Raw genomic sequence first — 13,920 nt, 5'->3', positions numbered from 1 at the left:
CGGACCAGCCTAGGGAGCGCACAGGGGATTGAACAGGCACACGTAGCCGGGGTTTCGCCGGCGGACTGTACCGCTGGCCGGTTGTGTGGCGAAAGCGACTGCCGCCCGGGGGCGGGCGGCAGTCATGGGGGTTACAGCAGGGTCCAGGCGTCCTGCCAGGCCATGCCCTTGCCCGGCGCGTAGTACAGATCCCAGCCCTTGCACCAGCCGGAGTTCGGGTAGGGCTTGCACTGGTAGCGCTTGCCGTCGGCGCCGCGCACCACGGTGCCGGCGTCGTACTGCTGGAGGCCTTGCGGATAGTCGAAGTCGACCTTGCCGTCGCCGCCCGGTTGCTCGCCGCCGCCTTCGCTGGGCAGTTCGATGTCGACCTGGAAGCGATAGCCGGCCTGGCGCACGTAGACCTGGTTGTCCTGCGAACTGGCCACCGGGCTGACCGCGCCGTAGGCATCCAGTACGCCGACGTTGACCAGGGTCGAGTCCTGGTTGACCTTCTGCGCCAGCGCCAGCGGCCATTGCTTGGCGCCGTTGCTGCCCTGGGCCAGGGTCAGGCTGTGGCGCTGGGCGTCGCGGCCCTGGGCGTCGAACAGGCGCAGGGTGACGGTGGCGCCGGCCGGCAGGTCCTGCTGCGCACGCAGGTTGCCAAGCGCTTGCCAGGGGTTGGCGACGGCGCCGCTGAAGCTCACGTCGATGCAGGCGTAGAAGGCTTCCGGGCTGTCCGAGCGCTGCCAGACGTTGTAGATCACGTGCTTGCCGGTCTTGCCCTGGGGCAGCGGGCAGTTCATCCGGTAGGTGCCGTTCTCCAGCTTGACGCTGGTGATCGAACAGAACGGCGCCGGCTCCAGGTCGCCCCAGGCCAGCGGTTTCTCCGGGTTGTAGCCGTCCTTGGTGATGTAGAAGTCGAAGTAGCGGGTCGCGTGTGGCGCGCTGGCCTTGTAGACGAACTGGAAGTTGCCGCTGGCGTCCGGGGCGATGGCGGTGCTCGGCCAGTCGCTGCGGGCCAGGTTCAGGCCCTTGAACAGCGCCTTGCCGGCGCCGCAGAGCTGGCCGTCGGGGACCACCGCCTGGTGGTTGCCGTTGGCGTTGCCCTGGTTGACGCCATTCCAGTCGTACAGCGCCTGGGTGCCGCCGGCGGCGACGGCGGCCTTGCAGGCGGCCGACTTGGGATTCTCCGGACCTTCGAGGAAGCAGCCGTAGACCCGGCTGGGCGGCGTTTCCATCGAGCCGTGGGCGTTGGCCGCCTGGGGCAGGAACAGGGCGAGGGTGAGTGGCAGGAGTGCCAGGGTGGCTGAGTAGTGTTTCATGACAAGTCCTTTTTTGCAGAACCGGATTCATTGCGAAGCGGGCTGATCCTAGCCCCGGCTGGCGCTGCAGGGTCCCTACCAAATGTGACGGGGCGGTCAGAATTCCTACCCATTGCGGGTGGATGTCACGGAATGCAAAGCAGTCGGCACCCGCACTGTGAGCCGGTAGAGGCAGGCAAAGGGCCGCCATCGAGGGGCTGGAAGCGACGGCGACGCAGGAGGGCGGACCTGTCAGAACGATCAGTGTCCGCGCCCGGCCGCAGCCGGGCGGGAAGGTGGCTAGACCTGGCTGCCGAGCTGCTCGGCGCGGCGCAGCCAGCCCTGGCGCTGTTCCTCGCCGGAACTGCGCATCGGCGCGAACTCTTCCAGGCGGCGGGTGGCGATGCCACAGGCGCCGAGCACGTTGCGCACCATCTGCCGGTGCGCCGGCGGGCCCTTGAGGAAGCGCAGGCGCGACAGCGGCTGGTCGTGGCAGACCAGCAGGTCGGCGCTGCGCCCGCCCAGCAGTTGCTCCCAGTCCTTGTCCTGGGTGCCGCGGTAGCGGAAGGCGAAGCCCGGCTGCAGGGCGCGGTCGAAGAAGCCCTGCAGCAGGGCCGGCAGGCCGCCCCACCAGACCGGGTAGACGAACACCAGGTGCTCGGCCCAGTGGATCTGCCGCTGCGCTTCCAGCAGGTCGGGCTCGAGCACCTGGCTCTGCTCGTAGCCCTCGTGGAGGATCGGGTCGAAGGCCAGCTCGCCGAGTTTCAGTTCGCGCACCACGTGGTCCTTGCTCCGCGCGCCCTGGGCATAGCATTCGGCGAGCAGGTGGCAGAAGCTCTTGCGCTTGGGCGAGCCGATGACCAGCAGGATGCGCTTGCCGTCGCCTTCCAGCGGGGTGGCGCCGCTCTTGGCGGTCTCAACCATGGTGGCCGGCCTCCAGCATCAGTTCCGGACGCACCCATTCGTCGAACTGCGCCTCGTCCAGATAGCCCAGTTGCAGCGCCGCGGCGCGCAGGGTGGTGCCTTCGGCGTAGGCCTTCTTGGCGATCTCCGCGGCCTTGTCGTAGCCGATGTGCGGGTTCAGCGCGGTGACCAGCATCAGGCCGCGCTCCAGCAGGTCGGCCATGCGCTGGGCGTCCGGCTCCAGGCCGGCGACGCAGTGCTTGTTGAAGTTGCGGCAACCGTCGGCGAGCAGGCGGATGGATTCCAGCAGGTTGTAGACGATCACCGGCTTGAACACGTTGAGCTGCAGGTGACCCTGGCTGGCGGCGAAGGAGATCGTGCTGTCGTTGCCCATGACCTGGCAGGCCAGCATCGACAGGGCCTCGCACTGGGTCGGGTTGACCTTGCCGGGCATGATCGAGCTGCCCGGCTCGTTGGCCGGCAGCTTCACCTCGGCGAAACCGGCGCGGGGGCCGGAGCCGAGCAGGCGCAGGTCGTTGGCGATCTTCATCAGCGCCACCGCCAGGCTCTTCAGGGCGCCGGAGAGGATCACCAGCGGCTCGTGGCCGGCCAGCGCGGCGAACTTGTTCGGCGCGGCGACGAAGGGCAGGCCCGACTCGGCGGCGATTTCCGCGGCGATGGCGTCGGCGAAGCCCTTCGGCGCGTTGAGCCCGGTGCCCACTGCGGTGCCGCCCTGGGCCAGCTGGTAGACCGCCGGGAGTGCCGCGCGGATGGCGCGCTCGGCGTAGTCGAGCTGGGCGACGAAGGCCGAGAGCTCCTGGCCGAAGGTGATCGGCGTGGCGTCCATCAGGTGGGTGCGACCGGTCTTGACCAGGCTGGCGTGGCGCGCCGACTGTTCGGCGAGGCCGCCGGAAAGCTCGGCGATGGCCGGCAGCAATTGTTCGTGCACGGCCTTGGCGGCGGCGATGTGCATGGCGGTGGGGAAGCTGTCGTTGGAGCTCTGCGCGCGGTTGACATGGTCGTTGGGGTGCACCGGCGACTTGCCGCCGCGCGGGTTGCCGGCCAGTTCGTTGGCGCGGCCGGCGATCACCTCGTTGACGTTCATGTTGGTCTGGGTACCGCTGCCGGTCTGCCAGACCACCAGCGGAAAATGCTCGTCATGGCGGCCTTCGAGCACTTCGTCGGCGGCCTGCTCGATCAGCCGGGCGACTTCCGGCGGCAGTTCGCCGAGGTGGTCGTTGACCCGCGCGGCGGCTTTCTTGATCAGCGCCAGGGCATGGATCACGGCGAGCGGCATGCGCTGGCCGCCGATGGCGAAGTTTTCCAGCGAGCGCTGGGTCTGGGCGCCCCAGTAGGCGTCGTCGGGCACCTCGATGGTGCCCAGGCTGTCGGTTTCGGTCCGGCTCATGAGAATTCTCCAGGCGTGCGTTTCCGGCAGTTTAGGCCCTCCGTCCGGCTCTGGGTTCCGCTGCCGTCGCTTCGTCGCGGGCATTTTCCGTCGCGGCGCGGGTCGGAAATAGATTGGCCGCCGCGCGCGGCTACCAGCGTGCGCGGGTCGAGCCGATCCAGCCGAGGGCGCCGTCCACCGGTACGCAATCGCCGTCGTCGTGGCGCAGGGTGCCGCTGAAGCGGCCGAACCACTGCCGGGTATTGGCGTAGAACAGGCCGACGCTGGGGCGCGCCTGGTGCAGCTGTTCGGGGCGGAAGAGCAGTTCGACGCGGCCACAGGCGCTGTCCAGGCGCCATTCGGCCAGCGGGTCGCGAGGTTCGCGGATATGCACGTCGTCGAGCACGCGGCTGAGCGTGCCGCCGAACCACAGGGCGTTCTCGCGCAGGCCGCTGGCCTCGGTCCAGCCGCTGCCGAAGTTGCCGGCGATGCCGCCAGGCGCGGCGAAGGCGGCGCGGGTCCAGTAGGTGTGCAGCGGCCAGACGCCGCGACCGAAGTCCAATGCGGCGAAGCTCTGGCCCGCCTGGCAGTCGTAGTGCCGGTTGCCGAGCTGCAGGCTGCCGCTGATCGGCAGGCCGAGCTGGCGGCTGCAGGCGTGGAAGGTCTGCTCGCCCATCGGCACCACCAGGTTCACCGATTCCAGGTGCGATGGCCGCCGCACTTCCAGCGCCAGCTCCAGCGGCAGGCCGCCGAGATCCGGGGCCTGGCCGGTGATGCGCAGGCGCCCGGGCTGCTCGTCGAAACGCAGTTGCAGGCGCGGGTGCTCGAAGGCATGGCTGGCCTGCGGCTCGTCGGGCAGCTGGCAGCCGTGGCCGAAGAAGCGGATCTGCGTGTGCGCCACCGCCTGGCCGCTGGCCAGGTCGAGGAAGTAGGCGGCACCGTAGTTCAGGTAGTCGAGGTCGGCGACGGTCAGCGAGAGCATCCAGCCGGGACTGACGATGCACCAGTGGTTCCAGCGCTTGCGCCGGCCGAAGTGGCCGGGGATGCGGCAGAACACCCGCGGCCGGGTGGACCAGCCGATCGCGCGGGGATCGAGCCGGCCTTGGCCATCGCAGAGGTTGCGCAGGGGCGGGGGCGATACGGCGAGGGTATCGGCGGCGGTTTCGTTCATCCAACACATCCATGTGACAGGCTGAGGCAAGCATGCCGGCTGCGGAAGGAGGGCGGCAAGTACCCGCTACAGAACTGATAGTAGACGATGGGTAGCGGCGGGCGCGGAATAGGATTTTGCCGATATTCGGCGTCGCGCTTGAGCGGATTTCGAACTTAGGCGCAGAATGTCGGGTCCCACGGACACACCTACCCAACCTCAAGGATTTTCCATGACCCGTCTTCGCCTCATCGGCAGCGCCGTGCTGCTCAGCCTCAGCTCCATGGCCATGGCCGATTCCGCCAGCCAGGCCGAGCAATTCCTCAAGCTGGTCCATGCCGACAAGCTGACGGTGCCGGTCTACGCCCAGGTGCAGCAGATGCTGGCCCAGCGCTTCGCCCAGGCGAAGGCGCCGGAGAGCAAGAAGGCGGTCCTCGAGCGTTACCAGGCCAAAGCCAATGCCGAGCTGGACCGCGCCATCGGCTGGGACAAGATCAAGCCCGAGCTGATCAAGCTCTACACCAGCAACTTCAGCGAGTCCGAGCTGAAGGACCTGAACGCCTTCTACCAGTCGCCGCTGGGCAAGAAAGTCCTGGAGAAGATGCCGCGCCTGACCGCCGAATCCGCCCAGCTGACCCAGTCCAGGCTGCAGGGCGCCGTGGAGCCGGTGAACAAGCTGATGGCCGACATGGACAAGGAACTCGGCGTCGCCGCGCCGGCCCAGAAGAAAAAGTGAGCCGTGATTCGCGATGAGCATGCGTGACCGTATCCAGACCGCCTTGCAGCCCCTCGACCCGCAGCACGTCGAGGTGCACGACGAGAGCCACATGCACAGCCGCGGGCTGGAGACCCACTTCAAGGTGGTGCTGGTCAGCCCGCAGTTCGCCGGCCTGAACTCGGTGAAGCGGCACCAGAAGGTGTACGCCACCCTCGGCGGGCTGATGGGCGAATTCCATGCCCTGGCGCTGCACACCTACACTCCGGAGGAGTGGAGCCAGGCCGCGGTGCCGGCCTCGCCGACCTGCCGCGGCGGCAGCAAGCACGACAGCCACTGAGACGGCGTCCGTCGCGGCGGGGTGCAGAGCCTGCCCCTGCTGCGCTAGACTACGCACCCAGCGCCGGCCTTCCGCCGGCGTTGTCGTTTCCATGGCGCCAGCGGCTGGCGCTTTTCGTTCCGGTCCGCCCTTTACGCGGGCGACCACCTGGAGGCCATATCCCCATGACATCCATCGTCGTGGCGGCGCTGTACAAGTTCGTGACTCTCGACGATTACGTGGCGCTGCGTGAACCCCTGCTGCAAACCCTGCTCGACAACGGTGTGAAAGGCACCCTGCTGCTGGCCGAGGAAGGCATCAACGGCACCGTCTCCGGTAGCCGCGAAGGCATCGATGCGCTGTTCGCCTGGCTGCGCAGCGATCCGCGGCTGGCCGACATCGAGCACAAGGAATCCTATTGCGACGAACAGCCGTTCTATCGCACCAAGGTCAAGCTGAAGAAGGAAATCGTCACCCTCGGCGTGCCCGGCGTCGATCCGAACAAGCGGGTCGGGCAATACGTCGAGGCGAAGGACTGGAACGCCCTGATCAGCGATCCGGAAGTGCTGCTGATCGACACCCGCAACGACTACGAGGTGGCGATCGGCACCTTCGAGGGCGCGGTCGATCCGAAGACCCGCTCGTTCCGCGAATTCCCCGAGTACATCAAGGCCCACTACGATCCCGCGCGGCACAAGAAGGTGGCGATGTTCTGCACCGGCGGCATCCGTTGCGAGAAGGCTTCCAGCTACATGCTCGGCGCCGGCTTCGAGGAGGTCTTCCATCTCCGGGGTGGGATCCTCAAGTACCTCGAGGAGGTGCCGCAGGAGCAGAGCCTGTGGCGCGGCGACTGCTTCGTATTCGACAACCGGGTGACCGTGCGCCACGATCTTAGCGAGGGTGAATACGATCAGTGCCACGCCTGCCGCAACCCGGTATCGGTGGAAGACCGCCAGTCCGAGCACTACGTGCCCGGCATCAGCTGTCCGCACTGCTGGGACTCGCTGAGCGAGAAGACCCGGGCCGGCGCCCGCGAGCGGCAGAAGCAGATCGAACTGGCGCGGCAGCGCAACCAGCCGCACCCGCTCGGCCGCGACCCGCGCCAGTCCACGCTGGAGAACTGAACCTTGGCCAAGGCCCGCCTGCTGTATGTGATGGACCCGATGTGTTCCTGGTGCTGGGGCTTCGCCCCGGTCGCCGAGGCGCTGGCCCGGCAGGCGGCGGCCGACGCGGTCGCCTTCCACCTGGTGGCCGGTGGCCTGCGCGCCGGCCACGGCGCGGCACTCGACCCGAATACCCGAAGCTATATTCTCGGCCACTGGCAGACGGTGCGGCAGGCCACCGGCCAGCCGTTCCGCTTCGACGACGCACTGCCCGACGGCTTCGTCTACGACACCGAGCCGGCCTGTCGCGCCCTGGTGGCCGCGCGCAGCCTCGACGAGGCGTGCGCCTGGCCGCTGGTCAAGGCGATCCAGCGGGCGTTCTATGCCGAGGGCCTCGACGTCACCCGGGCGGCGGTGTTGACCGACCTGGCGGAGGCGGTGGGTATCCCGCGCATCGAGTTCGCCGCGGCCTTCGACAGCGGCGAGGCGCACGATGCCACCGCCGCCGACTTTGCCTGGGTCCAGGACCTCGGCATCGCCGGGTTCCCGACCCTGCTGGCCGAGCGCGACGGCCAGCTGGCGCTGCTCACCAACGGCTACCAGCCGCTCGCCGAGCTGGCGCCGCTGCTCGGCCGCTGGCTGGAGCGGGGCCGGCATGAGTGAGCGCGGAGACCGCCTGAGCTGGGCGGAGATTCGCCGACTCGCACTGCGCCACAAGAAAGCCCTGCTGCTCGCCAACCTGGTGGCGCTGCTGGCTACCCTCTGTACCGTGCCCATCCCCTTGCTGCTGCCGCTGCTGGTGGACGAAGTGCTGCTCGGCAAGGGCGACGCCGCGCTGCGTTTCATGGACCGCCTGTTGCCCGCCGACTGGCAGGTGGCGTTCGGCTACATAGGCCTGATGCTGGCGGCGACGCTCCTGTTGCGGGGGGCGGCTCTCGTGTTCAACGTGCTCCAGGCGAAGTTGTTCGCGCGGCTGTCCAAGGACATCGTCTACCGCGTCCGCCTGCGCCTGATCGAGCGTCTGCGGCACATCGCCCTGGGCGAGTACGAGACACTCGGCGGTGGTTCGGTCAGCGCCCACCTGGTCACCGACCTGGACACCCTGGACAAGTTCGTCGGGGAAACCCTCAGCCGCTTCCTGGTGGCCCTGCTGACCCTGCTCGGCACCGCCGCGATCCTGGTCTGGATGCACTGGCAGCTCGCCTTGCTGATCCTGCTGTTCAACCCGCTGGTGATCTGGTCCACGGTACAGCTGGGCAAGCGCGTCAAGCACCTCAAGAAGCTCGAGAACGACAGTACCGCGCGCTTCACCCAGGCGTTGACCGAAACCCTCGAGGCGATCCTGGAGGTCCGTGCCGGCAATCGCCAGGGCTTTTTCCTCGGCCGCCTCGGCCAGCGCGCCCAGGAGGTCCGTGATCATGCCGTGGCCTCGCAATGGAAGAGCGACGCCGCCGGCCGCGCCAGCGGCCTGCTGTTCCAGTTCGGCATCGACGTGTTCCGCGCCGCGGCGATGCTCACCGTGCTGCTCTCGGACCTGTCGATCGGGCAGATGCTGGCGGTGTTCAGCTACCTGTGGTTCATGATCGGCCCGGTCGAGCAGCTGCTCGGTCTGCAGTACGCCTACTATGCCGCCGGCGGCGCGCTGCAACGGATCAACGAGCTGCTGGCGCGGGCCGACGAGCCGCGCTATCCGCCGCTGCGCGACCCCTTCGCCGGCCGCGCCACCGTCGGCATCGAGGTGCGCGGGCTGGACTTCGCCTATGGCGAGGACAAGGTCCTGGAACAGCTCGACCTGAACATCGCAGCCGGCGAGAAGGTCGCCCTGGTCGGTGCCAGCGGCGGCGGCAAGAGCACCCTGGTGCAACTGCTGCTCGGCCTCTACAGCGCGCAGCGCGGCAGCATCCGCTATGGCGGCGTGGCGCTGGAGGAGATCGGCCTGGATTGCGTGCGCGAGCACGTGGCGGTTGTCCTGCAGCATCCGGCGCTGTTCAACGACAGCGTGCGCGCCAACCTGACCATGGGCCGCGAGCGCAGCGACGAGGCCTGCTGGCGAGCCCTGGAGATCGCCCAGCTGGGCGACGCCGTGCGGCGCCTGCCGCAGGGCCTGGACACTCTCGTCGGCCGTTCCGGGGTACGCCTGTCGGGCGGCCAGCGGCAGCGCCTGGCGATCGCCCGGATGATCCTCGCCGAGCCCAGGGTGGTGATCCTCGACGAGGCCACCTCGGCCCTCGACGCTGCCACCGAGTACGCCCTGCACCAGGCCCTCGGCGACTTTCTCGAGGGCCGCACCACATTGATCGTGGCCCATCGGCTGTCGGCGGTGAAGCAGGCCGACCGGGTCCTGGTGTTCGACGGTGGGCGCATCGCCGAGGACGGCGATCACCAGCAACTGATCGCCGAAGGCGGTCTCTACGCCCGGCTCTACGGCCATCTTCAGCAGATGTGAGGCGGCGGGCTGGCGCCTGGCGTTTTTTTCGTATATTCCCTATAAGACGTCGGGTTTTTATTGGCTGTAGCAATAAAAACCGCTGTCCGTTCCGCCAGGTGCAGGGCAGGTTCGGCAAACAGCCACTAGACTCAGACTGTTTGCCGGCTTATGGCCGGCTTCCGGCAGGGCAAGGCCTCGGGAGTTCTGCGTAGGGATCTTGAGCGGCCGACAGGTGATGCAGTCAGGGGTGTCGCGGACGCGCGCCCGATCGCTTTGCGCCAGTTTGAATGGTAGATGGAATGAGGCAGAACCGGACTCTCGACAAGCCCCGCCTGCTCGGCCTGGTATGGCCCTTCATCGTCGTGGTGTTGCTGCAGGCCATGCTCGCGGGAGGCAGTCTCTATGTCCTCTCCGCGGTGCGCAGCTACGTCGGTGGCGAAAGCCTCTGGTCGAAGGGCCAGAAGGACGCCATCTACTATCTCACCCTGTACGCCGACTCGCGTGCCGACGAAGACTTCCATCGCTACGAGGAAGCCATCGCGATTCCCCTCGGCGACCGCGAGATGCGCCTGGCGCTGGACCAGCCCGACGCCGACATCGAGGCGGCGCGGCAGGGTATCCTCAAGGGCGGCAACCACCCCGACGACGTTACCGCGATCATCTGGCTGTACCGCAACTTCCACGACTTCAGCTATTTCGAACGGGCCATCGAGCTGTGGCTGGTGGGCGACAAGTACGTCATGGAACTGATCGACGTCGCCGCCAGGATGCGCGCGGGGATCGGCGCCGGGCAGGCCGGCGCCGAGCAGGTACTCCAGTGGAAGAGCGAGATCCACGCGATCAACGAGAAGGTCACGCCGGCGGCCAAGGCCTTCAGCGACGCCCTTGGCGAAGGCTCGCGGGCGCTGCTCAGGTTGCTGCTGGTGGCCAACCTGGCGACCGCCAGCGTGCTGATCCTTCTGGCGTTCCTGCGCACCCGCCAGCAGCTGATGCAGCGCCAGGAGGTGGAGAACGCCCTCGACGCCGAGCGCGAGCGGGCGCAGATCACCCTGGCATCGATCGGCGACGGGGTCATCACCGCCGACACCGAGGGGGGCATCTCCTACCTCAACCCAGCCGCCGAGCAGATGACCAATTGGACCCTGGACAAGGCCCGCGGCCTGCCCCTGGCGTCGCTGTTCCGGATCGTCGACGAAAGCTCGCGGGAGGAGGGCATGCTGCTGATCGAGCAGATCCTCAGCGGCGAGATCGACGGTGGCCGCGAGCATTCCAAGCTGGTCCTGCGCCACGACGGCAGCAGCGTGCCGGTGACCCTGGTGGGCGCGCCGATCCACCGCGGCGGCGAGATCACCGGGGTGGTGCTGGTGCTTCACGACATGACCCGCGAGCGCCAGTACATGGCGCGCCTGTCCTGGCAGGCGACCCACGACGCGCTGACCGGCCTGACCAACCGTCGTGAATTCGAATACCGCCTGCAGATGGCGTTGGAGCGCCTGGAGCGAAGCAATGGGCGGCACGCGCTGATGTTCCTCGACCTGGACCAGTTCAAACTGGTCAACGACACCTGCGGGCACGCCGCCGGCGACGAACTGCTGCGCCAGGTCTGCACCCTGCTGCAACAGGGCCTGCGCGAAGGCGACACGCTGGCGCGGCTGGGCGGCGACGAGTTCGGCATTCTGCTGGAGAACTGCCCGGCGGAGAAGGCCGTGGAGATCGCCGACCACCTGCGCAAGACGGTGCAGGACCTGCACTTCACCTGGAGCGGACAGCCGTTCAATTGCACCGTCAGCGTCGGCCTGGTGCATCTGCTGCCGGGTATCTCGACCCTCGAGGAAGCGCTTCGCTCGGCCGACATGGCCTGCTACATGGCCAAGGAAAAAGGCCGCAACCGGGTCCAGGTGTTCCACCAGGACGACGTCGAGCTGTCGATGCGCTTCGGCGAGATGACCTGGGTCCAGCGTATCCACCTGGCGCTGGAGGAGGATCGCTTCAGCCTCTATGCCCAGCCCATCGTGCCGCTGGGCGAAGACGGCGAAGGCCCGCATGTCGAACTGCTGCTGCGCCTGCGCGACGAGGACGGGCGGCTGGTGCCGCCGCTGAGCTTCATCCCCGCCGCCGAGCGCTACGGCCTGATGACCCTGATCGACCGCTGGGTGGTGGAGAACGCCTTCAGGACCCTCGCCGAGCGCGCCGAAGACCCCGATGCGGAACCGATCGGCACCTGCGCCATCAATCTTTCCGGGGCGACCATCGGCGACGAATCGTTCCTGCAATTCCTCAACGAGCAGTTCGCCCGCTATCGCATCCCGCCGCAGAGCATCTGCTTCGAGGTCACCGAGACCGTGGCGGTGGCCAACCTGGCCAGCGCGATCCGCTTCATCAACGAGCTCAAGGACACCGGTTGCCGTTTCTCCCTGGACGATTTCTGCGCCGGCATGTCGTCGTTCATATACCTCAAGCACCTGCCGGTGGATTACCTGAAGATCGATGGCAGCTTCGTCAAGGACATGCTCGAGGATCCCATCGATCGCGCCATGGTCCAGGTGATCAACCACATCGGCCACGTCATGGGCAAGCGCACCATCGCCGAGTTCGTCGAGACCGCGGAAGTGATGGAGGCCCTGCGCGAGATCGGCATCGACTATGCCCAGGGCCTGGCCATCGGCGCGCCCCTGCCGTTCAGCCACCAACCTCCCGGCGGCGGGGTGGGCGCGGAGGGTTTGCGGCCGAGCCTCGGACAGAACCTCCGGTAGGTGACCGCGGGGCGAAGAAAGAGTAGTTTCGCTGCTATGAGGCCGTTGCCGACAAGAAGAGAAGGGAGACGGGTGTGAGCGAGTTCTTTGACCGTACGGGCCCCTTGCATGAGGCGGGAAGCTATCCGCAGTGGGCGCAGCAACTGATCGTCGACTGCCAGGCGAGCAAGGACCGGGTGTCCGGCCACGAGCTGTACCGGCGCATGCGCGACGCCGAGCTGAGCCCGGCGCTGATGCGCCTGTACCTGATCGGCGGCTGGCCGGTGGTCGAGCAGTTCCCCTTGTACATGTCGCAGAACCTGCTGAAGACCCGTTTCGCCCGCCATCCCGGCGAAGACATGGCGCGCCGCTGGCTGATGCGCAACATCCGCGTCGAGCTCAACCACGCCGACTACTGGCTGCACTGGGCCGAGGCCCATGGCGTGAGCCTGGCCGAGATCCAGGCGCAGGACGTGCCCGCCGAGTTGCACGCACTCAGCCACTGGTGCTGGCACACCTGCTCCAGCGATTCGCTGGCGGTGGCCATGGCCGCCACCAACTACGCCATCGAGGGCGTCACCGGCGAGTGGTCGGCGCTGGTCTGTTCGAACGGCGTCTACGAGAACGCCTTTCCCAGGGAAGGCCGCAAGCGCGCCATGAAGTGGCTCAAGCTCCACGCCCAGTACGACGATGCCCATCCCTGGGAGGCCCTGGAGATCATCTGCACCCTGGCCGGCACCAATCCCAGCGCCGAGCTGCGCCGGCAACTGCGCGACGCGGTCTGCAAGAGCTACGACTACATGTACCTGTTCCTCGAGCGCCTGATGCAGCTGGAGACGGCGCGTAGCGGGCGCAAGCTGGCGGTTGGCGTGGAATAGCGGTGTTTTCGCCTGGCGCTTCCGGCATTTCGCCGGGAGCCCTGCCGCCTTCGCTCAGGGCACCAGGACAACCTTCTCGGCGCACCCCGCATGCACCGCGTGATACTGCTCGACGCCCTGTTCCAGCGGCACCTCCCGCAGATTGCCGGGCAGCGGCAGGCGGCCCTGGTCGAACAGCTCGCCGAACGCGCCGAGGAAGCCGGCGCAGGCTTCCACGCCGTAGAGCAGCGAATTGATGCCCACCACCGAAGCGCCGCGGCGGTACAGGCTCAGCGCCGGCAGGCGCACGTGACCATCGAGCGGCGCGGCGATGATCGCCAGGCGGCCGAAGCTGGCCAGCGCCGGGACCGCCGCTTCCAGCCAGAAACCGGTGGTGTCGAAGATCACCTCGGCGCCGCCGGGGAAGACGCCTTCCACCTGTGCCGCCAGCTCGGCCGGCTCGCCCAGCAGCAGGGCGGGGATGCCCTGCGCCTCCAGCGCCTGGCGCTGTTCCTCGCGCCGCACCGCGCCGAGCGCTTCGGCGCCCAGTGCCCTGGCCAGGGCCAGCGCGGCCTTGCCGACCGCGCCGTTGGCGCCGATAACCAGTAGCCGGGTGCCGGCCTTGACCTGGCTGCGTTGCAGGGCGTCCCAGGCGGTGCTGTAGGGTACCCCGCAGCTGGCGGCCTGGGCGAAGCTCAGGCTTTCCGGCTTGAGCGCGACGCCGGTGGCCGGCAGGGTCAGGAACTGCGCATGGCTACCGTCGCGGAAGAATCCCGGTTCCCGCCCGGTGCCCCAGACCGCCTGGCCGAGCAGGGCCTTCGGTCCCTCCACCACCACCCCGGCGAAGTCGCGGCCTGGCACCCGGGGCAGGGTGGTATAGGGGAAGCGGCCGAGGACGTTCTTCACATCGCTCGGATTCAGCCCGGCGGCGCGGATTTCCACCCGCACTTCATCGGCGGTGGGGGGCGGGGCGGGCATCTCCACCAGTTTGAGGGCGGCGAGGTCACCGGTACGGTCGAATCGCAGTGCTTTCATCGGGGGCTCCG

12 protein-coding genes are annotated in these 13,920 nt (G+C 68.0%); 7 read left to right on the top strand and 5 right to left on the bottom strand.

Annotation, left to right across the window (positions count from 1 at the left end):
* Positions 1 to 131: 131 nt before the first annotated feature.
* The 4 genes from cbpD to B7D75_RS21005 all read right to left on the bottom strand — a co-directional run bounded on the left by cbpD (position 132) and on the right by B7D75_RS21005 (position 4,741).
* Positions 132 to 1,301: a chitin-binding protein CbpD gene (gene cbpD / locus B7D75_RS21020; protein ID WP_033997309.1), complete on the bottom strand. Its 1,170-nt coding sequence runs from the start codon at positions 1,299 to 1,301 to the stop codon at positions 132 to 134.
* A 279-nt stretch (positions 1,302 to 1,580) separates the two neighbouring features.
* Entirely contained in the window at positions 1,581 to 2,204 is a 624-nt protein-coding gene (locus B7D75_RS21015) for an NAD(P)H-dependent oxidoreductase (protein ID WP_012076973.1), read from the bottom strand.
* The gene (locus tag B7D75_RS21010; protein ID WP_012076972.1) at positions 2,197 to 3,591 is read right to left on the bottom strand and encodes a class II fumarate hydratase; all 1,395 of its coding nucleotides are present in this window, start codon (positions 3,589 to 3,591) and stop codon (positions 2,197 to 2,199) included. The genes B7D75_RS21015 and B7D75_RS21010 overlap by 8 nt, the downstream gene beginning before the upstream one ends.
* Before the next feature lie 130 nt (positions 3,592 to 3,721).
* Complete coding sequence (locus B7D75_RS21005) at positions 3,722 to 4,741, bottom strand: DUF2804 domain-containing protein (protein ID WP_012076971.1); 1,020 nt, start codon at positions 4,739 to 4,741, stop codon at positions 3,722 to 3,724.
* Positions 4,742 to 4,907: 166 nt separating this feature from the next.
* On the opposite strand from B7D75_RS21005, the gene B7D75_RS21000 reads away from it, so the two are divergent.
* From B7D75_RS21000 to B7D75_RS20970, 7 genes are all read left to right on the top strand, one after another.
* Complete coding sequence (locus B7D75_RS21000) at positions 4,908 to 5,456, top strand: DUF2059 domain-containing protein (protein ID WP_023442949.1); 549 nt, start codon at positions 4,908 to 4,910, stop codon at positions 5,454 to 5,456.
* Positions 5,457 to 5,469: 13 nt separating this feature from the next.
* Positions 5,470 to 5,775, top strand: coding sequence for a BolA family protein (locus B7D75_RS20995; protein WP_034080215.1), 306 nt, complete (start codon positions 5,470 to 5,472; stop codon positions 5,773 to 5,775).
* A gap of 164 nt (positions 5,776 to 5,939) precedes the next feature.
* Complete coding sequence (gene trhO / locus B7D75_RS20990) at positions 5,940 to 6,878, top strand: oxygen-dependent tRNA uridine(34) hydroxylase TrhO (RefSeq protein WP_003151945.1); 939 nt, start codon at positions 5,940 to 5,942, stop codon at positions 6,876 to 6,878.
* Between the two features lie 39 nt (positions 6,879 to 6,917).
* The gene (locus B7D75_RS20985) at positions 6,918 to 7,520 is read left to right on the top strand and encodes a DsbA family protein (protein ID WP_107114683.1); all 603 of its coding nucleotides are present in this window, start codon (positions 6,918 to 6,920) and stop codon (positions 7,518 to 7,520) included.
* Complete coding sequence (locus B7D75_RS20980) at positions 7,513 to 9,303, top strand: ABC transporter ATP-binding protein (protein WP_107114385.1); 1,791 nt, start codon at positions 7,513 to 7,515, stop codon at positions 9,301 to 9,303. The genes B7D75_RS20985 and B7D75_RS20980 overlap by 8 nt, the downstream gene beginning before the upstream one ends.
* A gap of 281 nt (positions 9,304 to 9,584) precedes the next feature.
* Positions 9,585 to 12,038 carry an EAL domain-containing protein gene (locus B7D75_RS20975; RefSeq protein ID WP_033997312.1) on the top strand — a complete coding sequence of 818 codons (2,454 nt, stop codon included), beginning with the start codon at positions 9,585 to 9,587 and terminating at the stop codon, positions 12,036 to 12,038.
* A gap of 74 nt (positions 12,039 to 12,112) precedes the next feature.
* On the top strand, positions 12,113 to 12,895 hold the full coding sequence (locus tag B7D75_RS20970) for a TenA family transcriptional regulator (protein ID WP_107114384.1): 783 nt from the start codon (positions 12,113 to 12,115) through the stop codon (positions 12,893 to 12,895).
* A gap of 54 nt (positions 12,896 to 12,949) precedes the next feature.
* On the opposite strand, the gene B7D75_RS20965 is transcribed toward B7D75_RS20970, so the two are convergent.
* Positions 12,950 to 13,909 (bottom strand): quinone oxidoreductase family protein, encoded by a 960-nt coding sequence (locus B7D75_RS20965; RefSeq protein ID WP_034080209.1) that lies wholly within the window; start codon positions 13,907 to 13,909, stop codon positions 12,950 to 12,952.
* Between the last annotated feature and the right edge of the window lie 11 nt (positions 13,910 to 13,920).

Origin of the sequence: Pseudomonas paraeruginosa (assembly GCF_003025345.2) — a bacterium.
Classification (GTDB): domain Bacteria; phylum Pseudomonadota; class Gammaproteobacteria; order Pseudomonadales; family Pseudomonadaceae; genus Pseudomonas; species Pseudomonas paraeruginosa.
Note: the sequence above shows the minus strand (reverse complement) of the source record. Positions and strands in the feature narration are given on the sequence as shown.

Excerpts from the sequence above, each read along its gene's own strand:
- B7D75_RS21015 (WP_012076973.1), bottom strand. The coding sequence starts at position 2,204 with ATGGTTGAGACCGCCAAGAGCGGCGCCACCCCGCTGGAAGGCGACGGC.
- B7D75_RS20980 (WP_107114385.1), top strand. The coding sequence starts at position 7,513 with ATGAGTGAGCGCGGAGACCGCCTGAGCTGGGCGGAGATTCGCCGACTC.
- B7D75_RS20965 (WP_034080209.1), bottom strand. The coding sequence starts at position 13,909 with ATGAAAGCACTGCGATTCGACCGTACCGGTGACCTCGCCGCCCTCAAA.
- cbpD (WP_033997309.1), bottom strand. The coding sequence starts at position 1,301 with ATGAAACACTACTCAGCCACCCTGGCACTCCTGCCACTCACCCTCGCC.
- B7D75_RS20975 (WP_033997312.1), top strand. The coding sequence starts at position 9,585 with ATGAGGCAGAACCGGACTCTCGACAAGCCCCGCCTGCTCGGCCTGGTA.
- B7D75_RS20985 (WP_107114683.1), top strand. The coding sequence starts at position 6,918 with ATGTGTTCCTGGTGCTGGGGCTTCGCCCCGGTCGCCGAGGCGCTGGCC.
- trhO (WP_003151945.1), top strand. The coding sequence starts at position 5,940 with ATGACATCCATCGTCGTGGCGGCGCTGTACAAGTTCGTGACTCTCGAC.
- B7D75_RS21005 (WP_012076971.1), bottom strand. The coding sequence starts at position 4,741 with ATGAACGAAACCGCCGCCGATACCCTCGCCGTATCGCCCCCGCCCCTG.
- B7D75_RS21000 (WP_023442949.1), top strand. The coding sequence starts at position 4,908 with ATGTCGGGTCCCACGGACACACCTACCCAACCTCAAGGATTTTCCATG.
- B7D75_RS21010 (WP_012076972.1), bottom strand. The coding sequence starts at position 3,591 with ATGAGCCGGACCGAAACCGACAGCCTGGGCACCATCGAGGTGCCCGAC.
- B7D75_RS20995 (WP_034080215.1), top strand. The coding sequence starts at position 5,470 with ATGAGCATGCGTGACCGTATCCAGACCGCCTTGCAGCCCCTCGACCCG.